The 23,384-nt window shown below is 37.6% G+C and carries 20 protein-coding genes; 13 read left to right on the top strand and 7 right to left on the bottom strand.

Features of this window, described 5'->3' with window-relative positions:
- Window positions 1-161 precede the first annotated feature (161 nt).
- The gene (locus tag ACP6PM_RS15895) at window positions 162-389 is read left to right on the top strand and encodes a hypothetical protein (protein WP_426586240.1); all 228 of its coding nucleotides are present in this window, start codon (window positions 162-164) and stop codon (window positions 387-389) included.
- Between the two features lie 440 nt (window positions 390-829).
- On the opposite strand, the gene clpS is transcribed toward ACP6PM_RS15895, so the two are convergent.
- The 3 genes from clpS to ACP6PM_RS15880 all read right to left on the bottom strand — a co-directional run bounded on the left by clpS (window position 830) and on the right by ACP6PM_RS15880 (window position 5,291).
- Complete coding sequence (clpS, locus tag ACP6PM_RS15890; RefSeq protein ID WP_426586238.1) at window positions 830-1,180, bottom strand: ATP-dependent Clp protease adapter ClpS; 351 nt, start codon at window positions 1,178-1,180, stop codon at window positions 830-832.
- A gap of 286 nt (window positions 1,181-1,466) precedes the next feature.
- The gene (gene glpK / locus ACP6PM_RS15885) at window positions 1,467-2,981 is read right to left on the bottom strand and encodes a glycerol kinase GlpK (protein ID WP_426586265.1); all 1,515 of its coding nucleotides are present in this window, start codon (window positions 2,979-2,981) and stop codon (window positions 1,467-1,469) included.
- Window positions 2,982-3,530: 549 nt separating this feature from the next.
- On the bottom strand, window positions 3,531-5,291 hold the full coding sequence (locus tag ACP6PM_RS15880) for an ArnT family glycosyltransferase (protein WP_426586236.1): 1,761 nt from the start codon (window positions 5,289-5,291) through the stop codon (window positions 3,531-3,533).
- Between the two features lie 279 nt (window positions 5,292-5,570).
- Between ACP6PM_RS15880 and ACP6PM_RS15875 the strand changes: the two genes are divergently transcribed.
- The 4 genes from ACP6PM_RS15875 (at window position 5,571) to ACP6PM_RS15860 (ending at window position 10,998) form a co-directional block, all read left to right on the top strand.
- Window positions 5,571-6,299: a hypothetical protein gene (locus ACP6PM_RS15875; RefSeq protein WP_426586234.1), complete on the top strand. Its 729-nt coding sequence runs from the start codon at window positions 5,571-5,573 to the stop codon at window positions 6,297-6,299.
- Window positions 6,300-6,727: 428 nt separating this feature from the next.
- On the top strand, window positions 6,728-7,231 hold the full coding sequence (locus ACP6PM_RS15870) for a hypothetical protein (protein WP_426586232.1): 504 nt from the start codon (window positions 6,728-6,730) through the stop codon (window positions 7,229-7,231).
- 21 nt (window positions 7,232-7,252) lie between these two features.
- On the top strand, window positions 7,253-9,820 hold the full coding sequence (locus ACP6PM_RS15865; RefSeq protein ID WP_426586230.1) for a HEAT repeat domain-containing protein: 2,568 nt from the start codon (window positions 7,253-7,255) through the stop codon (window positions 9,818-9,820).
- Entirely contained in the window at window positions 9,805-10,998 is a 1,194-nt protein-coding gene (locus tag ACP6PM_RS15860; RefSeq protein ID WP_426586228.1) for an ATP-binding protein, read from the top strand. The genes ACP6PM_RS15865 and ACP6PM_RS15860 overlap by 16 nt, the downstream gene beginning before the upstream one ends.
- Window positions 10,999-11,167: 169 nt before the next feature.
- Here the strand turns inward: ACP6PM_RS15860 and ACP6PM_RS15855 are convergent, their stop codons facing one another.
- A complete protein-coding gene (locus tag ACP6PM_RS15855; protein ID WP_426586226.1) occupies window positions 11,168-11,350 on the bottom strand; it encodes a hypothetical protein in 183 nt (60 codons plus the stop codon).
- Between the two features lie 15 nt (window positions 11,351-11,365).
- Between ACP6PM_RS15855 and ACP6PM_RS15850 the strand changes: the two genes are divergently transcribed.
- The 5 genes from ACP6PM_RS15850 (at window position 11,366) to ACP6PM_RS15830 (ending at window position 13,832) form a co-directional block, all read left to right on the top strand.
- A complete protein-coding gene (locus ACP6PM_RS15850) occupies window positions 11,366-11,599 on the top strand; it encodes an AbrB/MazE/SpoVT family DNA-binding domain-containing protein (protein ID WP_426586224.1) in 234 nt (77 codons plus the stop codon).
- Window positions 11,587-12,033, top strand: a complete 447-nt coding sequence (locus tag ACP6PM_RS15845) for a type II toxin-antitoxin system VapC family toxin (protein WP_426586222.1) — start codon at window positions 11,587-11,589, stop codon at window positions 12,031-12,033. Before ACP6PM_RS15850 ends, ACP6PM_RS15845 begins: the two co-directional genes overlap by 13 nt.
- A gap of 153 nt (window positions 12,034-12,186) precedes the next feature.
- Window positions 12,187-12,429, top strand: coding sequence for a type II toxin-antitoxin system ParD family antitoxin (locus tag ACP6PM_RS15840; RefSeq protein WP_426586220.1), 243 nt, complete (start codon window positions 12,187-12,189; stop codon window positions 12,427-12,429).
- Between the two features lie 83 nt (window positions 12,430-12,512).
- On the top strand, window positions 12,513-12,662 hold the full coding sequence (locus ACP6PM_RS15835; RefSeq protein WP_426586218.1) for a type II toxin-antitoxin system RelE/ParE family toxin: 150 nt from the start codon (window positions 12,513-12,515) through the stop codon (window positions 12,660-12,662).
- Between the two features lie 171 nt (window positions 12,663-12,833).
- Complete coding sequence (locus ACP6PM_RS15830) at window positions 12,834-13,832, top strand: RNA-guided endonuclease InsQ/TnpB family protein (RefSeq protein ID WP_426586263.1); 999 nt, start codon at window positions 12,834-12,836, stop codon at window positions 13,830-13,832.
- A gap of 387 nt (window positions 13,833-14,219) precedes the next feature.
- Here the strand turns inward: ACP6PM_RS15830 and pcrA are convergent, their stop codons facing one another.
- From pcrA to ACP6PM_RS15815, 3 genes are all read right to left on the bottom strand, one after another.
- Complete coding sequence (pcrA, locus tag ACP6PM_RS15825) at window positions 14,220-16,565, bottom strand: DNA helicase PcrA (protein ID WP_426586216.1); 2,346 nt, start codon at window positions 16,563-16,565, stop codon at window positions 14,220-14,222.
- 534 nt (window positions 16,566-17,099) lie between these two features.
- Complete coding sequence (locus ACP6PM_RS15820) at window positions 17,100-18,494, bottom strand: carotenoid oxygenase family protein (protein ID WP_426586214.1); 1,395 nt, start codon at window positions 18,492-18,494, stop codon at window positions 17,100-17,102.
- A gap of 652 nt (window positions 18,495-19,146) precedes the next feature.
- Complete coding sequence (locus ACP6PM_RS15815; RefSeq protein ID WP_426586212.1) at window positions 19,147-19,473, bottom strand: hypothetical protein; 327 nt, start codon at window positions 19,471-19,473, stop codon at window positions 19,147-19,149.
- Between the two features lie 1,126 nt (window positions 19,474-20,599).
- Here ACP6PM_RS15815 and ACP6PM_RS15810 point away from each other — a divergent pair.
- The 3 genes from ACP6PM_RS15810 to ACP6PM_RS15800 form a co-directional block, all read left to right on the top strand.
- Window positions 20,600-20,740 (top strand): hypothetical protein, encoded by a 141-nt coding sequence (locus tag ACP6PM_RS15810; RefSeq protein WP_426586210.1) that lies wholly within the window; start codon window positions 20,600-20,602, stop codon window positions 20,738-20,740.
- A gap of 60 nt (window positions 20,741-20,800) precedes the next feature.
- Window positions 20,801-21,037: a hypothetical protein gene (locus ACP6PM_RS15805; RefSeq protein WP_426586208.1), complete on the top strand. Its 237-nt coding sequence runs from the start codon at window positions 20,801-20,803 to the stop codon at window positions 21,035-21,037.
- 127 nt (window positions 21,038-21,164) lie between these two features.
- The coding region (locus tag ACP6PM_RS15800; protein ID WP_426586206.1) for an ATP-binding protein at window positions 21,165-23,384 on the top strand (2,220 nt) is incomplete at its 3' end.

Here is a 23,384-nt window from a genome sequence, read left to right as displayed (position 1 = left end):
TTGAAGTATTACCGCTTTTAGATTTTAGTCACTCGCATGTTCTCTTAATACTTATTTTACAAACAGTCTCTAAGAAGATAGTTCCAGGTATATAGAAATAAATTTCTCTTCTCATTATGACAACAGAGAAATAATTTTATTCCAGAATAGGAGGTGCTTCCATGTCTACTATTACCTATACTGAGAAAAAGTATACTCTCATCCAGACTGAGCCAAAAAAGTATAAGCAGATAAAACCGAAGAAGAAGCATTTAAAAAAAAGAGCAAAGATAAAACCTAAAGGAAAAGCTAAAGAAGATTCAGTTGAGGCATATTGGCATCAATCAGACCATGAATCTTTTCAGGATTTATTGGTTAGATTTATTTATGGACTCGTCATTCCTCTGTGATTGTTAATATTTTTATTGAGCAAATTTTCTGTTCATTTAACTAGCACTGATTTAATAATTTACCCAGCCTTTTGTACTGCCTCAATATAGTAGTTATCAACTCAGGGCGGACTTCATTAATGGATAATGGATAATTAGCTCTCCCTTTTAGGAAAAGGATTGACGCAGTAGGGAAAATTTTTTCTTGTTTCTTCTTTAAAGGAAAGGCTTTAAACCTGAATTTTTCGATAAAAATAAATAGTATTTACTGGTAAAACTTTTATGACAACTAAAGATGTAAGTATTCAGCTATAGGAATCCTATTTAAGTTGTTAATATTTTGGTAGCAGGGTCGAGTTGCCATTCCCTACAGGAGTCAAGAGTAGTAGGGGCGATTTCCTACGGAATGCTCCGCAAAAGCGAATCGCCCATAAGATTGAACCTAAAACTTACAAACTTCTTCAAGCTTTTTCCAAGGGGGCCATTGTTAAGCCAGCGCGACTCAACTGTTGATGGTACAATTCTGCTTGTTCTAGAGGTCCAACCCAGACGATCGCTTGACCTTCGTTATGAACTTGGTGAGTCAGTTCCCAAGCACGATCGCTTGTCATGCCAGGAATATATTTTTGTAGACATTCGGCGACGTGCTTAAATGTATTTACATCGTCATTCAGAACAATGACTTTGTAGTTGGGATATGGCTTATTAACAACTTGACCAGACTTTTCAGGAGCAAGAGTTGCAGATGAACTACCCCCTCCTCCAATTGCTATATTTTCTACAATTCCTGTGATGGAATTTTTAAGACTCATACTACTATTCTCCTTTATAAATTAATAAAATTACAAAATTACATTGGGATAATTTATACATATTTTAGCTGCTTCAGGAACTACCATAACTATTTCTAGGTATTCAACTCGACATGGGATTGCTGTTATAGCAACGCATTTAGGGCGCGGAAATTGGTAAATCGTGTTTACCGAGCATTTGGGCAGCAAAAACTCACTCAGAGATTACTTTTGACTTTTGACTTGCGCGTAGTGCTCTCCTGACAATGACACTGAAAATCAAACAGCAAATAATTACTAAAAACAATTATTCAATCCAATTCTTTGCCCTACTAACAGCTTTTTGCCAAACGACAAAACTCTCCTGAACTAATTCAACATTTTCGCTAGGATTAAATACCTGCTCTGCTTGACTATTACTCAGCAATTTCTGATAATCATCCCACAAACCTATTGTCAAACCAGCAGCAAAAGCAGCACCTTGAGCTGTAGCATCAATAAAAGCAGGGCGCTCAACCGGAATACCCAACAAGTCTGCCTGAAATTGCATCAAAAAATTATTTTGAGAAACTCCACCATCAACCTTAAGCTTTGCTATGGAAAACTCGCTATCCTTATTCATAGCATCCACAACCTCTTTAACCTGAAAAGCGATCGCTTCCAAAACTGCTCTGACCATATTTTCTCGCTTCACACCCCCAGTAATTCCCAGAAAAGCACCGCGAGCATTCATATCCCAGTGGGGTGCGCCAAGACCACTTAAAGCAGGTACAAAATAAACACCATTAGTATCTTTTACTTGTAGCGCCAAATTTTCGGTTTCTGCTGCAGAGTCAATAAGTTTTATCCCGTCGCGCAACCACTGAAGACAAGCTCCTGTCGTAAACATTGCTCCTTCCAGAGCGTAAGTTGCTTTAAGTTTATCGTTTGCTTGCTGACTCCAAGCTATAGTTGATAAAAGTTGATTTTGAGATTTCGTCAGACTATCTCCAGTGTTTGCTATTAAAAAGCTACCTGTACCGTAGGTGCATTTTGACATTCCTGGTAAGTTGCAACCGTGAGCAAATAATGCTGCTTGTTGGTCTCCTAACACTGTAGCGATAGGAATTGACGCACCGAATAAATCTGCTTTTGTATTGCCGAATATGCCGAAACTAGGTTTAATTTCTGGCATAATTTCTCTAGGTATTTGAAACAGGTCTAATAATTCCCGATCCCAGTCTAGAGATTCGATATTCATTAACATTGTACGACTAGCGTTACTATGGTCGGTGGCGTGAACTTTTCCACCAGTTAGTTTCCACAAAATCCAAGTATCGATAGTACCTGCTAAGATATTTTTGAGGTCAATATTGAGTTTTTCTTCCTTTACCCAGTCTAACAACCAAGATAGTTTAGTAGCAGAGAAATAAGCATCTAAAATTAATCCAGTGCGCTGATGAATTTTTTGTGCTTCACCTTTTTCTGCTAATTCTTGACATAAAGATGCAGTGCGGCGGTCTTGCCAAACGATAGCTTTATGAAGGGGTTTACCTGTGGTTTTATCCCAGAGGAGACAGGTTTCTCGTTGTACTGTTAAACCGATAGCTTCTACCTTTGAGACAGAAACACCAGTATCTCGGAAAACTTGCTTTATAATTGTATAAGTGTCTTCCCAGATTTCTTCAGGATCGTGTTCTAACCAACCCGGATATGGATAATATTGGGTAAGCTCTTTGTAAGCTTGACCGACACTAGCACCTTGAGAGTTGAATAATATTGCTCGGTTGCCTGTTGTACCCAGGTCGAGAGCAAGAATATATTTTTCTGGATCTGTAGTCATCATACCGTTTCATAGAAGTTATAAAGTCAAAAATTTCTTGTATGAACTGAAAATTTTAGTTGATAATAAGATAGTCTTGCATAGTAATGGTACATGGGGATGAACAATTTCTAGTAAGGGAGCAAGATGCTCTCACTGCAATTTTCTTGCAATCATTTACAGCCACTTGAGCTGAATGCTGAATGCTTAAAGCTATACTCTATACTTTTTTTATTTACCATAATCACTGGTATTTTGACTAGAATTTTTAACTTTTCTTATTACTTGGCAAAATTAGCGATCGCCAATTTGCATTATTGTACATTGGGCAAATATATACTCATCAAGAAACTGTTGATTAAATGATAATTTAATTATCTATGGCTTTTATTGAGTTACTTAGGTAAAGTTATTTTTCTTCTTTTCTATTTCCTGCTTGCCGAATTATACCAACTACCAAAAATAACCCTATCTTTGAATAACACTTCAGTTATTAAGTAATTAATACAGATTGAATCACCTTTTTGTTAATTATTCTGATTTTGAATTCTCCCCTACTCCCCCACTCCCTCACTCCCCTACTCTCCTACTTCTATTGCCATAATATCGATATAACCTCACATTTTGAATTGTGGTTTCTAGAAAGTAATTTGCTTCTAAATATTGATTCAGAGCATTTCTATATTCAGGACTAATATTATCTTTTTCTGCTAGTAAAATATAACTGGGATTTTTCGCCATAATTTTATCTAATTCTTGCAGAGGATTAGTAGGCAAAATCTGAGACATGGCTGTTAAATGACTGGGGAAAGCATATTTTGTAGGAATTTTTGTGGGCACTAAGTAATAGATTATCGGTTCATAGTTGACTACATAAATATAATCTGTCGATTTAATTCTCTGTCTCAAATATTTAGCAATAAAAGCTTCACGGTCATCCCATGTATCTATTTTTTGGATATACCGATAATAGATAAATTCCCAATTTTTAGTTAACTTATTATAGCCAGCTTGAGCAAAAGGATATATTAAAATCAAGAACATAATTATGTTGGCAAAGGAAGGCAATACAGGAATTTTTGACAGGGATACGCGGATAATTTCAGAGAATTTTTGGGAATTTATCAAAGTAGGGATTTGACTTTTACCACTTGTTTTTTTCAGTTCCCTTGCTTCTCCATAGTTATGTGCCTCTACTGATTTTTTTTCAGGTAAATAAGCAGACTTAATAATCACATATCCACTAATTAAACATAAAGGTGGTAATAACTGTAAAAAGTAATGATTATAAAATCGCTTAGATAATAAAACTGCCAAAAAAGTACAGCAAAACCACAGAAATAAATAGATAAAATTTCGTTCCTGTTTAAACTTACCTCTAGCAAATACAAATAAGTAAATCGGACTCCAGAACAAACATAACCACAATAAAATATTTCCCAATACCTGTTTTCTGAGTCTACTCAAAAGGTCAGACCAGGAAAAATTAAACATCCCCACATACTTACTATTAGCTATGAGAGTCGCATAAATATATTCGTCAAAATATCCAGAAAATTGATAAATAACTCCGATAATAACTGCGGGTAAAATTAAGCCTGCACCTAAAATCAGATAAAACCTAAATAAGGAAAATGAAAATATTTCTTTTATTAATCCCTGAAAATTATTTACAGATTTCCCATTTTCTTTCCTGTTTAATTCTTCCTCCTGACTCCTGAATCCTGACTCCTGACTCCTGACTTCTTCTTCCTTCCTAAACCAACTCCCCAATAAAACTAATCCCAAAACATCCATAATTACCAAATATTTTATTTGCATCCCAATTCCCAAAATTAGACCAATCAGAAATACTTTAATATTTGATAATTTCCTATCCTGAAACAATAACAAAAATGCCCCCGTAACGAAAGGAGCAAATAAAATTTCTGCATTGGCAGCCGCACCATCATTATGTAGAGAAAAAATAGCATACAAACTTCCTGCCAATAATCCAATTTTCTCTCCATGCTTTGCGTCGATAGTTGCACCAATTCTATATAAAAAATAACTGGTAAAAGTTGTGGCAATAATAGATAGGATTCTGATAGATACTATAGAATTTCCCAAAATTAGCATTGTCAGGGAAAACAAGATAAAAATGCCTGGAGGTTTGTTATCCCAAATTTCTATATAAGGAAGGTTGCTATTTAATAGACTATCTGCTGCTAAAATATAGATGCTTTCGTCTTTGTCTAGTACAGATACAAATAAAGTCCAGAATCTTAGGAAGAATGATAATAGTAGAAAGGCGAGGAAAATTATTAGTTTTTGATTGATTTTTTTGGTCATTTTGAGAAAAGTTTAATGCTTTATTTTACGATCCCCCTAAATCCCCCTTAAAAAGGGGGACTTTGAAGGCTCCCCCCTTTTTAAGGGGTTCCCCCCTTAGTAAGGGGGGTTAGGGGGGATCTGGGGGCGGGGGGGATCTAAAACTGTACCTCATAGATTAAAGAAGCGCTATAGAATATTTTTGTGTTAAATTTTAAGTATAAATACGAGTTTATGTACTACCGAAGAATGATTATCTAGAATTCGCTTTCTTGAACTTTTAAACTTTCTGTTGTCCTCATGTTTAAATCTAAACTCACATTTTTTCGTTGGTTGGTGTTTGGTGTCATCGGGGTGTTGGCACTCTGGATGATAGGTGGAAATCTTCTAGCTTCTCACTTAGAAAAGGAGATTGAGAGGGAAATTGTACGAAAAGTGAAGAAATTAGAGGAAAAATATCCCGATCCAGAGCCTAATAATTCTGCTTTGAAACTGGAAGCTATATTGTCAAAAGAATTTGGAATGGGAGGAATTGGCAAAGCAAATGGTCAAGGTGTTTTTAAATTTGGAGACTATATGGGGTATCATCCAGATTTTAAGGCATCTAATAATGATGACTTCGAGCGGATTCAGGAATTACTCAGTCAATATATTGATAGTCAAATCTCAAAACCTAATGATGAAATCGATCCTGCACCACAAGAGTTACAGAATTATTTAAAGTCTAAAGCTGATGCCTTGAAGAAACTTCAAAATCATGTTTTAAATAGTGAATTACCCAAGCTGGAGGAACCAATAGAGATATCTATCTCCTATTTAGAGGGAGATGATACAGTTGCTCTTCCATCATACTTGAGCTTAGATAACTTTCAAAAAATTCTGGCTCTAGATATTTTAGAAAAACAACGTCAGGGAAAAAATCAAGAAGCTAGGGAAATGTTAGAAGTTTCGTGGAGAATTAGTCAATCCCTTCAAAATAGCAGCACTTTAATTGGTCAATTAGTTGCATTGATTAGAGATTGTTTGTAAAGGAAATATAAAAAGGAGATAGGGAACAGGGAACAGGGAACAGGGAACAGGGAACAGGGAATAGGGAATAGGGAATAGGGAATAAGGAGGAAGAAATCAAGACAAATATTTGTCGCTTAAAAATCTAGGAATATATGTACTGAATACTTCTCTACCTACCAAATTTCAATCTCTTGAAGTATTACCGCTTTTAGATTTTAGTCACTCGCATGTTCTCTTAATACTTATTTTACAAACAGTCTCTTATAGGTAGCTTTCAGACAGGAGTCATTCGTAAGATTGATAATCTCTCACCTTATTGGCAGGAACGTTTACTTAAACATGATTATCGCTTATCTGTTCTGAAAACTATAGAAATAGAGCATTTGGGTACGTATAATGTTATTAGGAACCTCGATTTCTACATTACAACAGGTGAGGAATTTGAATTGTCATATTATTTTGATATAGAAGAATTAGCAAATTATCAATTATTTTTGTTAAGTTTTTTGATTAATAATCCTCTATCAAAGCCTTACTTAAGATTCTCAGCAATTGATTATTATCGAAAGATGAACCAGGGTCTTGAGCAGCTACCTACAATAAATATTTGTTTGCCAAAAGAAACATCAACAATAAATCTAGCTGGGTGGAATCTTTTTTACGAGTATATATCGCCTACTTCTTGGACAAATCAAGACTTAAAAGCAGCAAAACGTATGCTAGAACTAGAATTCACCCAGAAAATTCTGCAAGTCAAGAAACTAGCAAAGCAACAAGGAAAGTGGCCTGATTCATTTCCAAATTTAGACTCGAAATTCTGTAGCGATCGCCAATACATCTACCAAGTTACTGAAGACGGCACAATGACAATTTCACTAGAAAAACAGCCAGAATGGGCAAAAGATAGAGACCTACCTTTAACCTATAGCGATCGTACCCCACTAAAGTAAAAAGTAGAATTGAACTTAATTATGAAATTTAAGTTACTTGCCTTGACTATTACCCTTATCAACATCACATTAGTTGTAGGTTGGATTGAGGAAGGAAAGCCAACAAAAAACCTAACCCCCCTGCCCCCCTTCCCTGCAAGGGAAGGGGGAAGTCAAAGCCTCTCTCCTCGTAGGAGAGAGGTTTGGAGAGAGGTTTTTGTAAGTTTACAAACAGTTTCTCACAACGAGATATCCCAGACAGATATTAATAATTATATCGAACAGATCAAAAACAACCCAAATTGGCAGGTTCGCAGTCAGGCAGCAAAAGCTTTAGGAAAATTCAACCAACATCCCGATACTGTTATTCCAGTTCTCATTGCTGCCCTAGAAGACACAGATGAAGTCGTGCGCTTGAGAGCAACTTTTTCCTTGATAGAAATTGGTCTTCCCGCAGCTCCCCAATTAATTGATGCTCTGGAAACTGAGAATGACTCAGCCCTTGCCAGCGCCAAATTTGCCCTCAGATACATGGGGATGTCTGTAGCACCGACTCTATCCAATGCTTTAAGTAGTTCTGAACGCCAGGTGCGCTCCAGTACCGCATCAATTTTTCAGGAAATGGCAGCAGATATTGAACGTAGACCTATTTCCAAAGCTCCTTCACTGGAAGAATTGAAACAAGCAGTCTCATATTTAGAAGAAGCACTACGAGATATGGAAAGCTTTATCAAACTTCACTATAATAATGAACTATTGCCGAGGGATGCTTTGTGGGAAAGTGTAGGAGGATATGAACAGGAAGATATGGAAGCCATTCGTAAATCTATGGTTGGTTTTAAGTCAGAAATTAGAAGTCATTATGCTAGAAATTTCCGCCGAGGTTTTTTCCTAAGTTTAAGTTCCCTGGTGTTAGCTGGAGGTTTACTATTTTGGTATCGCCCAGAATTATTTCTACGTTGGAGCAGATCGAGACTTCGAGCGAAACAAAATCGAGAAGTGACAGATAGATTAAAAATTGATGTGCAAAAATTTCTGCAAAAAGCAGGGGCAAAAACCAGCAACAATGGCAAACATGGACTGCAAATTACTTCTGCTACAGGCAAGCTCAAACCTTACATTCCCATACCTGTCTCCTTAGCAATAGAGCAACCGGACGCTCAAGATGTAGTTGAGCTAGTCCAACAGGCAACCAAAATGAAAAAATCCAACCAACAACAAGCAGGAATTATTCTGTATCGGGAACCACCAGATACTCTCTTCCGAATGCGAATGGCCGAGGTAAGATTGCGCGATCGCTTTATCCTCATTCCCATTCCTCTAACAGCAGTGGAAAAAGCACTACGAGAGGAGAAAGAATCTTCAGGACTTTTAGCTGATTACACAGAGCGCTATTTACCAGGAGCAGACCTATTTGATGACCGCAATGCCATCGGTGATACTCTCACATTTTTTGGTCGCGGGGAACTGTTACAACGTTTGGAAGAAAATCTACGTCGAGGTCAGGGTATTGGCATTTTTGGTTTGCGCAAGTCTGGGAAAACTTCGTTGTTGTTGCAATTAGGGTTTGCGATGCGAGAAAATCCTTTGGTTCATATTGACTTGCAATCTTACGGAGGCAAACCACGTTATGGTGCAGAATTGTTTAATCAAATTTTGTCAAAACTGTCTCAACTAATTGAGTCCCGTTCCCCCAAAATTGTGAGTCGCCCTAAATTATTTGAGAGCGATCGCCCTGCCGCACATCTGACAACAGAATTTACTCAACATTTGCAAAATTTGACTCAACAACTCACTGAAGTCGGTTATCAACTTCCCATTCTAATTTTTCTAGATGAAATTGAGCGCATTATTCCCACTGAGACAGATGCAAAGGAGCGAGCGGAGGAGTGCAATGCTTTCTTCGGAGCGTTACGAGCAGTCAGTCAGGAAAAACGTTCTCTTTCCCTACTGGTGGCGGATGTCCATCCAGATATTAACCGCATTAATCAATGGAAACAACCTAATGTACCTACTAATCCCGTGTTTAACTTTTTCAAGGAAATTTTTGTCGTGCCGTTTTCTGCCGATGAAACGACTCGAATGTTGACTGATATTGGAAACTTAATGGGAATTACTTTTGACGCAGCAACTCAGAGTGAAATTCATATTCGGAGTGGCGGACATCCGTTTGTATCTCGCCAATTAGCAAGTTTATTGTGCAAGAAAGTGGCAAAAGAGCATGAAGGAAATATCCACTTTGCTGATGCCGAACGTTATTTGAGCAAACCCTTCACTTATTCAGGAGTATTAAAAGATTACTGCGGGCAAAATATTTGGGGAGACATAGAAAAACGGGAGTTTCAGTCAGCAATGGCAATTATGCGGTTGCTTGCTTGCAATGAAAAACTTGAGTCAGGAATTCCATCATCTGTTATACTGAAAAAACTAGAAAATAAATTGACAGAAAGTGAGTGTTTAGATGCTTTGCTGTGGTTAGAATCAGTTGGTTTAATCCTACGGCAAGAGTTAGGAGCAGAAGATATATATCAAATAAAATTACCACTTCTGACTCAATGGTTAAGAATGCAAATGAAACAACAGGAGGCGCAAGAGTGGCAACTTTCATAAGACCAGATTTTAAACTCCCAATAGCAGACAGCCGTTACTTTTTTGGGAGAAATGATATTTTGAAAGCTGTTGAGCGATCGCCTTTTTCAGTGCGCATCTTATTAGGAGGTCGTCGTCTGGGAAAAATCAGCTTGTTAAATGCGATTCAACATCGGTTTCTGACCTCTAGCAATTCCGACTATCGGGCATTTCCAGTGTTATTCAACTTGCAACAAGAGCGACCAGAAAATTTAGACCATCTGCGCTATTTAATGATTGCCCGCCTCCAAGAAGCTTTTGCTGAATATAAAGAAGGTACGTTATCTAATTGGCGTAAAAGTTACCGTCGTTTACTACGACAAATTCCGGGAGGAGAGATAAATGTAGGTTTGCCTAAAAAAGTAGGGGTTTCCTTAAAAGTAACTAACCCAGACTACGAACGTCGCCTGCTCAATGAAGATTTCCGTCAAGACTTACTCAGAATACTGAAATCATTGCAAAAGAAAAATTTTACAGGCGTTTGCTATTTAATAGATGGTGCAGAATTTATTGTGAATCAGAAATGGGCAAACGATGCTTGGAGTTATCTCCGAGCTTTGAAAGATACAGACACTGCCCTCAAAGCATTTGTCGGTCTAATTTTTTCTGGTTATCGAGACTTAAAAGATTATCAACAGAAAGTTGGTTCTCCCCTACTCAACATTGCTGAAGTAGAATGGTTAGGATCTCTGAAAGAAGCAGATGTACGACAACTAATTGCCTACCGTCGTCAAGTTGAAAATATTTTCCTCACTAACGAAGAAATTGAGCAAATAATTGAATTTTCTGGCGGTCATCCATATTTGCTCCAGCAATTACTCAACACAATTTTTGATTATAAAAATTCAGATAAATCTTATGTAATAGATAGTTTAATTAACAATTTAATTCGTCAATATGATGGAGATTTTTCTGCTTGGTGGGATAATAAAAAAAAGAGTTATAGTTTTAGCCCAATTGAGCGATCGGTTTATTTAAAATTGATAGAAAAGAGAATGGGAACAACTGAATCTCTAGGTAAAAAAGTTGATTTAAGCATTGGTGAAATAGCAGATGCTCTTGAGGTATTAGCTGGTACAGGAGTAATTCAAAAACTTGATGATGAACAGTATAAAATTGGAGCAAAAATATTTGAACAGTGGGTTATTGAAGAGTCTTAGGATAAGACCATAGTAGGAATGCGATAAAAATTATTAGTTTTCGATTTATTTGTTTGGTCATCTTGAGAAAAGTTTAATGCTTTATTTTGTTTGTTTTATGGTTTATTATCAAGGGTTGGATCGTAAATCTCCAATCAAACCCATGAATTATTACCCTAATACTTTGCCTCTACAAAAGTTGAAAATGTATTTTTATCACACAAAATGTTAATGTTTGCTTGAGGAACGAAACCCAACCTACTGTGAATTGCCGATTCCTTAGCGATCGCCTCTCCAAAACCAACCAGGTTTGAGGAGCGATCGCTGACACCAATGCCTCAAATATGATATAATAGAGCCCGCACTCAAACATACTCGAACTAACCTAATGACCACAACCAAACTAGGAGAAGAATATCAAATAGTCATTCCTCCCGAATTGCGCGATGCCCTAAAGTGGCAACCAGGCGATCGCCTAGAACTAAAAATAGTCGATGGCACCGTAGTCATAGTGCCAGAAATTAGCCACACATCGCGCATCTTCGGCAAACATCGCCAACTCTGGCAAGACGAAGATGCCATCAACTATATTCGCTCTCAAAGGCAATCATGGCGAGATTAGAAGAATTAGAAGGAGCCAAAATAGCTCTAGACAGCGTAATTTTTATTTACGCCCTAGAAGGCAACCTAGAATTTGGCGATCGAGTCCTCAAAATTTTTGCAGCCATCGAACAAGGAAAGTGTCAAGGCTTTGCTTGCGATTTAGTCTTGGCAGAACTCATGGTCAAACCTTTGCGTGAGGGAGAAGTTGAAATTGCCCGAGAGTATGCAACGGAACTACCAAAATTTCCTAATCTCACTTTTTGCAGTATTAGCAGAACAACGGTAATTACAGCAGCAAGTCTAAGAGGAAGCAGTAACTTAGGTTTAGTAGATGCCTTGCATCTGGCAACTGCCATAGAAGCAGGATGCACAGTTTTTCTGACTAACGATACTGCTTTACGCCATCCCAGTCCGGGTATAGATATCTGGATGCTTGCAGATATAGAAGATTAAACAAAGCACGAGCGATAGCCTCTCTAAAACCAACTACCTTTGAGGAGCGATCGCTTTTTCCTTCTGGAGATATAACTAGAGCGATCGCCACTAACCCAGATTTGACAAAATCTCAATTATCTTTTACCATTTACTCTAGGAGGTAAATAAATTATGAAAACACTTAATATCTCAATTCCTGAATCCATGCAAGAATTTGTTAATCAACAAATTGCTTCTGGTAACTACAACAATGCCAGCGAATACATCTTACATTTAATATATAGAGACCAACAGCAAACGACCGAATTAGAAACCATGTTGTTAGAAGGTATCAACAGTGGCCCGCCTATTAAAGTCACAGAAAGTTGGTGGGAACAAAAACGTAGTGCGCTTGTAGAAAAATTAAGCGATTAAAGTAGATGACGCGACAAATTGTAATTAGACCAAAAGCAAGCGACGATTTGGACCAGCAATTTGCTTATATTGCTTAAGATAATATGGATGCAGCATTGCGATTTTTTGATGCCACCAGAGAGACTATCTCGCAACTGGCGAAGATGCCTGGTATAGGTAGTCCAGTACAAAATTCTAGTTTAGCAGGTTTGCGGAAGCTGGCAGTCAAGGGGCTATTAACAGTATTAAAATAATTGGACAAAATTTAACATAAGTAGACATTTACTGTGATATACTAGATTTATGTCTAACTTATGAAACTATTAAAAGAGGTGGCCGAAAAATTGAAATGCAATCAATCAAGACTAAATTAAAAGTCAATAATCAACAAAAAACCATACTCGCCAAACACGCGGGTGTAGCTCCTGACTGCTTATAACTGGGGACTAGCAACTTGCATTTCTGAATACGAAGCTACCAAGAAACGACTGAGTGCTATCACTTTGCACAAGGGTTTGGTAGCTGAAGTCAAAAGTGAAAATACCTGGTATTATGAAGTGTCAAAGTGTGCCCCTCAACAAGCATTAAGAGATTTAGAGAGGGCATTTAAAAACTTTCTAACTATTCCTAAACGTGGATTTCCCAAGTTTAAGAAAAAAGGAAAAAAAGATAGTTTCTATCTAGAAGGAAGTATTAAAATCCTGAAAGGAAACTATATCAAACTACCAAGAATAGGAATAGTAAAAACTTATGAAATTTTACCTTCTGTACCAGTTAAAAATGTTACCATATCAAAACGTGCAAATAATTGGTATATTAGCTTTAAATACGATTTGGAGTCAGAACCGAATCCGACTCCAAAACAACGAGATATTATCGGTGTTGATGTAGGAATAAATACTCTAGCCACCTGTAGTGATGGAACCAAGTATGCTAATGTCAAAGCATATAAGCAAGCCAAAAAACGATTAACTCGTTATCAACGCCGTGTCCAGAAAAAAGAGCCAGGCTCTAAAAACAGAGCTAAAGCGGTAAAAAAACTAGCAAGAGTGCACAAAAAAGTAGCAGATATTAGAGCAGATACACTACATAAACTAACAACATGGTTAGCTAAAAACCACAGCACCATAGTGATAGAAGATTTGAATGTAAGCGGAATGCTCAAAAACCACAAGCTAGCAAGCGCCATCGCCGATTGTGGCTTTTATGAATTTAAGCGTCAGTTATCATACAAGTGCGAGTGGTACGGCAGTGAGCTAATAATAGCAGATAGATTTTATCCAAGCTCTCAATTATGTTCTCAGTGTGGGCATCAACAGAAAATGCCGTTGCACAAGAGAACTTACAAATGTTATTACTGTGGTTTGGAGACAGACAGAGACTTTAATGCTGCTGTTAACTTAGAAAACTATGCGCGTCAGTAGGTGGAGTTCCCACCGAGAAGAAGCCTGTGGAGAAGATAAGTTGCAGACTGCGGTCAGTGATCTTCTGTGAAACAGGAAGCTAGCTCCAAAACCCTTATGGGTAAGTTTGGGTAAGTTTAGTAGAACGGTTTAACAAGCACTTAATTTTTTATCTCACTCAAGATGACTGTATTGATGTGGTACGAATACTTCATGCTGCTCGCGATATTCCTGCTGTTATCGATAGTGAAGAATAATGAAATACAATAGATTTGTACTTTAAATTCCTCAAAATTGGTAATTGCCAAAAGCAAAACTAGGTTAGATGAAATTGATACGCAATAAGATTACTACAAAGCCATCTCCCCTTGCTTTTGACTTTTAACTTCCGTGAAACGGTATACTTTTTCAATTCAACTTTTCCATTGGTGCAGTTTTAGGATCGATAATTTTTTTACTCTTACCAAACTTGATACCTAAACTCATCTTTCTTCCCTCACCTAAAACATTAGTTACCAACCCCACGCCAAAATTTTCGTGCATCACTTTATCCCCAACTTGCCAATTTTCTGTTGGATTATTTACAGATTTTTGAACAGCAGTATTTTTAGTCTTTTTACTTTGACGTTTTGAGCGATAAATTACCTTTTTCATAGCATTAGTATTAACCAAATCTCCCGGTAACTCACCCAAAAATTGAGATGGAATTGTGGCATCTCGCGCTCCCCAAAATTGTCGCCTTTCAGTGGCATAAGAAAGAAATAATTGTTCTTGTGCCCTGGTAATTCCTACATAACAAAGTCGCCTTTCTTCTTCCAAAGATAAAGGGTCATCTATACTCCGAAAATGAGGTAACAAACCTTGTTCCAAACCAACCATAAATACTACTGGAAATTCTAAACCTTTAGCCGAATGTAACGTCATTAACGATACAGCTTCGTGCCCATCTTGGAGGTTATCTAAATCAGAAGCCAAAGAAGCATTTGCCAAAAAACCTCCTAAAGTTGTATCTTCATTATCCTCTTGAAACTGAGCCACAGCACTACATAATTCTCCTAAATTTGCCAGTCTGTTATCTGCATCTTCCGTACCCTGTTTTTTCAACTCTTCAATATAACCAGAATCCTCCAAAATTCCCTCAACAATTTCCAGAGCAGTCAAATTTTCCACCTCATCTTGCCAATGTTGAATTATCTCAGCAAATTTATTCACAGCCTTTGATGAACGACCTGCCAAAGCATTAACAGAAGTTCGATCGTTAATTATTTCCCATAAAGGTATTCCCATCTGGACACTAGCACTTAATAAACTATCAATAGTTGTCTTACCAATTCCCCTTCTCGGAGTATTAATAATTCTGAGCAAACTAACAGTATCAGCAGGATTCGCAATTGCCCGCAAATAAGCCAAAGCATCCTTAATTTCTTTCCGGTCATAAAATCTTAAACCCCCAATTATCACATATTTAATATCATAATGAATCAAGGCTTCTTCCAGGGGGCGTGACTGAGAATTAGTCCGATAAAGCACAGCAAAACTGCCTAAATCTAATTCTGGGTTTTGGTCTGTAATTTCCTGAATTTTGCTACAAACAAACTCCGCTTCTTCTCGCTCATCTTCTGCCTCATAACAATAAATTTCTTCCCCTAAACCCCTGGTTGGTTTGAGAATTTTATCAATACGTTGAGTATTATTTTCAATCAATCTATTCGCCACTTCCAGAATATTTTCTCGCGAGCGATAATTTTCCTCCAACTTAATCATTGTTCGGGTATCTTCATCAGGCAAACCATCACCAAAATCATTCTGAAATTCCAGCAAAATTGTATAATCTGCCATGCGGAAGGAATAAATAGATTGGTCTACATCTCCCACCACAAAAACAGAACGATTTTTCCAGTTATTAAAATATCTAGGGTCTTCACCATTAGTGGCTAAAAATCTAATAAAATTGTATTGAGTTCGATTAGTATCTTGATATTCATCCACTAAAATATGATTAAAATGTTGATGCCAATAAGCCAATACTTGCTCATTTTGCCGAAATAATTCCACAGGTATTCTGATTAGATCATCAAAATCAAGAGCATTATTTGCAGCCAAATTATCTTGATAAATTCCATAGACTTCAGCAATTACCCTACCCCGATAATCTGGCTCTGCTCTTTGATATTCTAGAGGTGACATTCCTTTATTTTTAGCATTACCAATAGCATATCTGATAGAACGTGGTTCAAATTTTTTATCATCCAAATTTAGCTGTTTAGTAACAATTTGCTTAACTAAACTTTGAGCATCACTTTCATCAAAAATAGAAAAATTTTTATCCCAACGACGTTTTTTTTCATCCTGATATTTATTAATATCAAACCGCAGAATCCGAGCGCAAAGACTATGAAACGTTCCCATCCATAAATGCTTAGTAATATTTTTGTAAACCTGCGATCGCAACCTTGTTTGTTCCTCCGGTGTCAATGCTGAAAATGGTTTACCATATTTAGCTTCCGCCTGTTGTTGGGCAAACAGTCTCTCAATACGATCCTTCATTTCCCTTGCAGCTTTATTTGTAAACGTCACCGCCAGAATATTTTCTGGGTGTACCCGATGATGACGAATTAGATGGGCCACACGATAAGTCAATGCCCTAGTTTTGCCCGAACCAGCACCTGCCACAACCAACATTGGTCCGCAGAAATGTTGTACTGCTTGCCGTTGGGATAAATTGAGCTGAGAGAGAAAGTCAGTAGTTTGCATAGTTAGATGTTATATACAGCAGTTAATATATTGCATATTATCACCAAACTAAAACAAAACACTAGGGTGCGTTTTGCTTCGCAACATGATATCAAATCCGGTAGCATTGGTGTAATTAGATAAAGATGCTGGGGAGATAAAGATGCTGGGGAGATGGGGAGATGGGGAGATATAGCAATAACTGAAGATGGAACATTTTTTTATACCGAATTAAGCAGATTTGATCTGAAAAGTGAAGTTGTAGGGTGCGTTAATGAAATGTAACGCACCGCCTCCCCCATAATCTTTCGGTGCGTTAATGATCTGTATTCTATGTTAATGAAAAGCGCTATAAAATGGCGATCGCTCCTCTTCCATGTCAACCCAAAAGAGCGATCGCTTAACTTTCTTTTCCTCAAGAAAAGAAATTTTAAGGAAGCGGTTACCACACTTCATTTTTTTTGCTTGCGATAAGGGGATTTTAACCACTCCTAAAGCATCCTCAGCAATAGTTTCGGGAATTTTAACCCCGAGCTGCTCAAAGCTGATAGCTAGTTAACTATTTGTTATCAACTGCATCTCAGACACCCAAGTACCATGAAAACCATAAGGTACTCTCTGAGGTAACATTACCCGCGCTACAGGTTCACCCCTCATATCCTGAGCATCTATGACCAATAATTCAGAACGTTTCTCTTTCTGATCATACACAAACGTCAACAACCAACCATCATCCTCATCAATAGCACCTATTCTCGGTGCAAACGTCACAGCACCCCCATAACGACTTTCACCAAAATCATGGGGTAGCGATCTACCAGTACCAAAGTCATATTTAATAATCCCGTCAAACAATGGTCGCAAAGATGCCATTCTCGAAGTATAACCATAACGCATTTCGCGCCCCACATACCTATTATTAATACAAGGAAACTCTGACGGTCTCTTATCTAACATTCCCTCTCTCACTGCGCCAGTCTTGAGATTAAATGCCCATCCATACATTCGAGGAATATTTTCATCAGGGTCTCTAAAAGTACCAGGATACAAATGAGTCGAACTCATCCGACAACCATACATTACCACTTCATCCCCAAATTCATAAGCATTAAGAATATGATTGATATAGCAAGGTTGAGCTTCAAACCAGCGAATATCTTCATTGTTCCCATACCGAGGTAAGATACCAAAACGACTTGGCACTCCAGTTTCAAACATCCAAGCAGGTAAACCTTGTTCTTCTCGTTCTGGACGGAACCGTAATGGTAAATCCATCAAAACTGTATAGTTTTTTGTGATGGCAAAATCATGTGGGCCAGTTGGGACGGGTACATTAATTGGTACTGTCTGCAATAGCTCCCCGTTATTAGAAATTACACCATATTTTAAATATGGAGGTGCATCAAGAGCGTAACCAAAAAATATCAATTCTCCAGTCATGGGGTCAACTTTCGGATGAGCAGTAAAAGCAGAATCTAAGTAACCATCACACAAATAGGGACCTATTTTTTCTAGACTAGGAACTTCAACCCCATAAGGTAAACCTGCTTCCCAAAGAGCTAATAACTTGCCATTGTGAAAAGTTACACCATTATTGGCCACATTTTTATAGGGGCCATAGGGATTATTTATTTGAGGAGGTTCTAATCTGCCACTCCATACTGCATAACCCAAGTCTTTTTCTACTTCAAATCCTCCGGTCCGTACATAGCGGTTCCGATATTCTGCCCTACCACCACTAATCCTTACCCCATGAAGCATTCCATCACCATCCATCCAATCATATTTACCTAGAGGCGCAAATTGAGGATTAGGGCCATTTCTCACATACATTCCTGACAAATCTCTAGGGAGTTCGCCTTTGATTTCTAGGTTTTCAGCAGTTATTTCTTTGCTGACTGGGGCAAAATTACCCATCAGATAGGGATTAAATTTTGTGGTAGTAGTCATTGGGACTTGCTCCTATAGAAAAAATTAAGGTTCTATTAACAGCTTATGACCACTTTTCCATTCTGTATACTGTTATAATTCAAAAATTTTGTAAATTTGTACTCATCTGTATTTTCCTTTTTTTCTATCTTTCCTGCTGGCTACTTTTGTGATTCTCGATCAAAACTTTGGCTTTTATATCCGTGGTTTCCATCCTCCCTTTCAAAGCTATTCCAGATCTGAAACTCCTAAAACCCTTTTGTGAAGCAGGGAATGGGGAGATAAGGGTTTGGGGGGAGAATGAGCGCCGAATTAGACCATGCATGAAAAAAGAATGTTACGAATAATAAGCCAGATCAAGAGAATTTACAGTAGATGTCTCTTTGACTAATAAGATAAGTTATGAACTAATAAATGGTACTAAAGCTATTCATTCTGACTCTATCCTCCTGAATCATTCCTCCTGACTCCTAACAAATCCCCTAGCTATTTGTAACAAATATTTATTAAATTGGTATCATGGTTTGCAGAAAAAAACGTATTTTTAAATATATTTACTCTTCTCCAGAAGGCAACAGAAAATATATCTAATTCTTAGTTTGAGAGGAACAGTATTTGCTTGCCCACTTAAATTTTTTAAGAATATCACTACTTGTACACCACTACCCAATATTTAAAATAAATGGCTCCATTCAGAGTCAAAGCATTTACCATCTTCCCAAATTCTATTAGAACCTAGACATTCTGCTTTGCTTTTAATCCAAGGAATTGATGTAGGAGATATCGCTCGATCTTCTTCAACTCCTGGGGGATATATACTTTGATTAGCCTCAACCCATTTCCCATATAAACGATACCCAATAAATCCTGTCAAAAATAACCCATCCGCACATAAAATGGTCAATATTAATATTTTTGAGATAGATTTAAGTTTTTTCTTCCTAAGCTGACGCTCAATACTAGAACGACTACCTTTAACCAAAGTATTTTCTGTCAACATTTCTACTCCTGAGAATCACAAACATAGATCTAAAACCTCAAAAGTCTAAGTAAACTAGAAGGAATTGAGGTTATTAAAAATTAATAACTTGTATGTATAAATAGATATTAATGCTGAAATTATTTCAATAGCAAGTAGTTCTACGCAACTTCATCAAACCTTCATAATTAGTCTCAAGATTAATAATATTGGTCTTTCTAAAAAAGAAACTACAAATTTTTATCAGTTTTTATTGCTTTAAAATAAATAAAATCAAGATGATAGTCAAATTATATATGGTGAAAATTTAAATTTATTTAACCCTAATGAACTGTTACTAATTTAAGTTTTTAGTAATTTATAATTGACTATTATTACGAATTATCGGGGGATAAAGAAACGGATAAAAATTTGATACTTGATTTTCTGTGTTGCAGATATACAGTTTTATTGATATCTAATATTATTTATATTGACAAGCATTAACAAGGAAACAGACCATGAGCAAAATCTAAGTATGTGTAGCAGTATTTAAGTGAAAAAAATAAGGCCCAAAAAATTTACGAGGGTGTTTTAAATTCCTGTAGTTCTTTTTAGTCAAGGGTTTCAGATAAATTTATTCAAGATTGTATATGAAGTTTGTGCAAATTTGATAAACCCCTAACAACTTCATCAAAACTTCATAAAACTCGGAAATTTATCCACTCGAATGTTGGGTTTACCTCCCTCATAAGGCAGGGTTTGATCATAAGCAATGGGAGAAAAGTGGAAATAGAGACTGGGAAATTACCCAAAATGGGTCATTAAAATATGGCAATCAGCACTCAGTGTTTCAGCTAGGAGAAAAGCATTTTCGTGGATAAGCTCAGACTATTTTTGGCCATAAAATGCCTTTTGCCCACACTGCCTACAATTTTCAACAGAAGTCAAATCGACGTAACAAGATTAAGCATCTATGATAGGCTTCCTTAGGGTGCAAATTAAAGATTTGACCTATATCTTTGTAGGTTCTGTATCCTTCATCTTCCAGATATATAAGTAGGTCAATACATTCTTTAATGGCGGAGTGTAAGGTCGGATCAAGCAAGCGTTTCCTTTTTGATGTCAGACGGAAATAATATGCTATTTCTGGCAGTTTTCCTTAATCTTGTCTCCATCTTTAACTTCGACTTCTATTTCCATTTGGGGTGCGAAGGGTTTGCTAGAAGGTTTTTGGGAGCAGTTCCCTCAGTCAGTAGAATATGTGGCGTTGGTGAATCAAGCTATGAAATCTAAAGAGCTTCATTAATGGATAATTACCTCTCCCTTTTAGGGAGAGGATTGACTAAAAGGAAAAGATTTATTTCTCTTGGTCGATTGGATATGGCGTTTAGCGTTCCGCACAACTTCGTTAACGCTGCGCGACATGAAAAGCGTTAGCGTTAGCGTTAGCGTTAGCGTTAGCGAAGCTCCTCTGCAAGAGGCAGCTCCTCTGCAAGAGGCAGCTCCTCTGCAAGAGGCAGCTCCTCTGCAAGAGGCAGCTCCTCTGCAAGAGGCAGCTCCTCTGCAAGAGCGGGAGACCTCGCCATATCCAATCTCCCCTTGAGAAATAAATTTTTTCCTTTAATGGTATAGTTACCGTAACAACACATCCGAAATGATGGCAAAAAAAGTCTACCTTTAGACATAGAATTATATCAACATTCAAATTTATTACCAGAAGGAAAAAAAGAATGAAAATTGCTAATTATCAAGTTCATGAACTCATTCACGAAAGCGATAGAACCCTAGTCTATCGGGGTAGAAACATAGAGAGCGGGCAACCCGTAATTGTCAAACTAATGGGTCAGGAATATCCGAACTTTAACGAATTAGTACAGTTTAGAAACCAATACGCCATTGCCAAAAATCTAGACATCCCCGGTATTATCAAACCTTACTCCCTCTTGCGTTACAAAAATGGCTATGCTCTAATCATGGAAGATATAGGAGCCATATCCCTAGCCGAATATCAACGCCAATTGTCAGTATCTCTTCAACAATTTTGGCAAATCGCTCTATCTCTAGCAGAAATTCTGCACCATCTCCATCAAAATCAAATAATTCATAAAGATATCAAACCAGCAAATATATTAATTCATCCAGAAACAAAACAAGTAAAATTAATAGACTTTAGTATCTCATCGTTACTGCCCAAAGAACGAACAAGTTTGCAAACTCCCAATGTCTTAGAAGGAACTCTCGCTTATATTTCTCCCGAACAAACAGGAAGGATGAATAGAGGGATAGACTATCGCAGTGATTTTTATTCTTTGGGAGTCACATTTTACGAACTGTTGACAGGAAAACGCCCTTTTGAAAGTAAAGACCCCCTAGAATTGGTACACGCACACATCGCTAAAACACCACCTCCAATTCCTGAAGCCCTAGTTCCGAGAGCCCTAGCCAATATTATCGTGAAATTGATGGCCAAAAATGCGGAAGAAAGGTATCAAAGTGGATTGGGGCTAAAATATGACCTAGAAAAATGTAAGATTGAATATGAAGAAACGGGAAAAATTGAACCGTTTATCTTGGGAGAGCAAGATAGAAGCGATCGCTTCAATATCCCAGAAAAGCTCTATGGACGTGAAAAAGAAGTACAAACCCTTCTCAATGCCTTTGAAAGAGTAGTATCCCCCCTAACCCCCCTTAGCAAGGGGGGAAGAGCCGAAATGATGCTGGTAGCAGGATATTCAGGCATTGGGAAAACAGCAGTAGTGAATGAAGTACACAAACCCATCACCAGACAGAAAGGATACTTCATCAAAGGCAAATACGACCAATTCAATCGGAACATTCCCTTCTCAGCCTTCGTCCAAGCTTTCCGAGACCTCATGGGGCAATTACTCGGAGAAAGTGATGCCGAATTGCAACAGTGGAAAGCCAAAATACTAGAAGCAGTGGGAGAAAATGGACAAGTACTCATTGAAGTTATTCCTGAACTAGAAAGGATTATGGGAGCGCAGCCTCCCGTCCCCCAACTAGAAGGCAGTGCAGCCCAAAATCGCTTTAACCTTCTGTTTGAGAAATTTATCGCCGTTTTTACAACAATTGAGCATCCCTTAACCCTGTTTCTTGATGACTTGCAATGGGTAGACTCAGCATCGTTAAATTTGTTGAAAGTGCTGATGGGAGATACTCAAAGGGGATATTTGCTCCTTTTGGGGGCATATCGAGATAACGAAGTTTTCCCGGCTCATCCGTTGATGTTAACTTTGGCAGAGTTGGAGAAACAAAACACAACGATTTCGACAATTACTCTGGCACCGTTATCTGTTAATCATATCAATCAATTAGTGGCGGAAACCCTGAGTTGTTCGGTGGAATTAGCCACTCCTTTAACAGATTTAATCTATCAAAAGACAAAAGGAAATCCATTTTTTACCACTCAGTTCTTAAAAGGATTGTATCAGGATGAGTTGATTACTTTTAATCGAAATTTAGGATATTGGGAATGCGATTTGGTGAAGGTGCAAGATGCAGCTCTCACTTCGGATGTGGTGGAATTTATGGCCGGAAGGTTGCATAAGTTGCCAGAAGCAACCCAAAAAGTGCTGAAATTAGCCGCTTGTATCGGCAATCAATTTGAGTTAGAGACCTTAGCGATTATTTGTGAAACCCCATTTGAGGAAGTGGCTGCTGCTTTATGGAGTGTCTTGCGAGAAGGGTTGATTTTGCCGAAGAGCGAAGCCTATAAGTTTTTTCAAGGATGGGAACAAAATGAAGAGAAAAGGGATGGTATTGCTGTCGGTTATCGCTTCCTACATGATCGCGTTCAACAAGCTGCTTATTCTTTGATTCCCGAAGGTCGAAAACAGCAAACCCATCTAATCATTGGTCAATTACTGCTCGAATGTACATCAGAGAAAAACTTAGAAGACAAAATTTTTGATATTATCAATCATCTGAAT

It is taken from the genome of Dapis brunnea BLCC-M229 (genome assembly GCF_050015995.1).
In the GTDB taxonomy this organism is placed as follows: Bacteria; Cyanobacteriota; Cyanobacteriia; order Cyanobacteriales; family Microcoleaceae; genus Trichodesmium.
Note: the sequence above shows the minus strand (reverse complement) of the source record. Positions and strands in the feature narration are given on the sequence as shown.

Excerpts from the sequence above, each read along its gene's own strand:
- ACP6PM_RS15895 (WP_426586240.1), top strand. The coding sequence starts at position 162 with ATGTCTACTATTACCTATACTGAGAAAAAGTATACTCTCATCCAGACT.
- clpS (WP_426586238.1), bottom strand. The coding sequence starts at position 1,180 with ATGAGTCTTAAAAATTCCATCACAGGAATTGTAGAAAATATAGCAATT.
- glpK (WP_426586265.1), bottom strand. The coding sequence starts at position 2,981 with ATGACTACAGATCCAGAAAAATATATTCTTGCTCTCGACCTGGGTACA.
- ACP6PM_RS15880 (WP_426586236.1), bottom strand. The coding sequence starts at position 5,291 with ATGACCAAAAAAATCAATCAAAAACTAATAATTTTCCTCGCCTTTCTA.
- ACP6PM_RS15875 (WP_426586234.1), top strand. The coding sequence starts at position 5,571 with ATGTTTAAATCTAAACTCACATTTTTTCGTTGGTTGGTGTTTGGTGTC.
- ACP6PM_RS15865 (WP_426586230.1), top strand. The coding sequence starts at position 7,253 with ATGAAATTTAAGTTACTTGCCTTGACTATTACCCTTATCAACATCACA.
- ACP6PM_RS15855 (WP_426586226.1), bottom strand. The coding sequence starts at position 11,350 with ATGTTTGAGTGCGGGCTCTATTATATCATATTTGAGGCATTGGTGTCA.
- ACP6PM_RS15850 (WP_426586224.1), top strand. The coding sequence starts at position 11,366 with ATGACCACAACCAAACTAGGAGAAGAATATCAAATAGTCATTCCTCCC.
- ACP6PM_RS15845 (WP_426586222.1), top strand. The coding sequence starts at position 11,587 with ATGGCGAGATTAGAAGAATTAGAAGGAGCCAAAATAGCTCTAGACAGC.
- ACP6PM_RS15840 (WP_426586220.1), top strand. The coding sequence starts at position 12,187 with ATGAAAACACTTAATATCTCAATTCCTGAATCCATGCAAGAATTTGTT.
- ACP6PM_RS15835 (WP_426586218.1), top strand. The coding sequence starts at position 12,513 with ATGGATGCAGCATTGCGATTTTTTGATGCCACCAGAGAGACTATCTCG.
- pcrA (WP_426586216.1), bottom strand. The coding sequence starts at position 16,565 with ATGCAAACTACTGACTTTCTCTCTCAGCTCAATTTATCCCAACGGCAA.
- ACP6PM_RS15820 (WP_426586214.1), bottom strand. The coding sequence starts at position 18,494 with ATGACTACTACCACAAAATTTAATCCCTATCTGATGGGTAATTTTGCC.
- ACP6PM_RS15815 (WP_426586212.1), bottom strand. The coding sequence starts at position 19,473 with ATGTTGACAGAAAATACTTTGGTTAAAGGTAGTCGTTCTAGTATTGAG.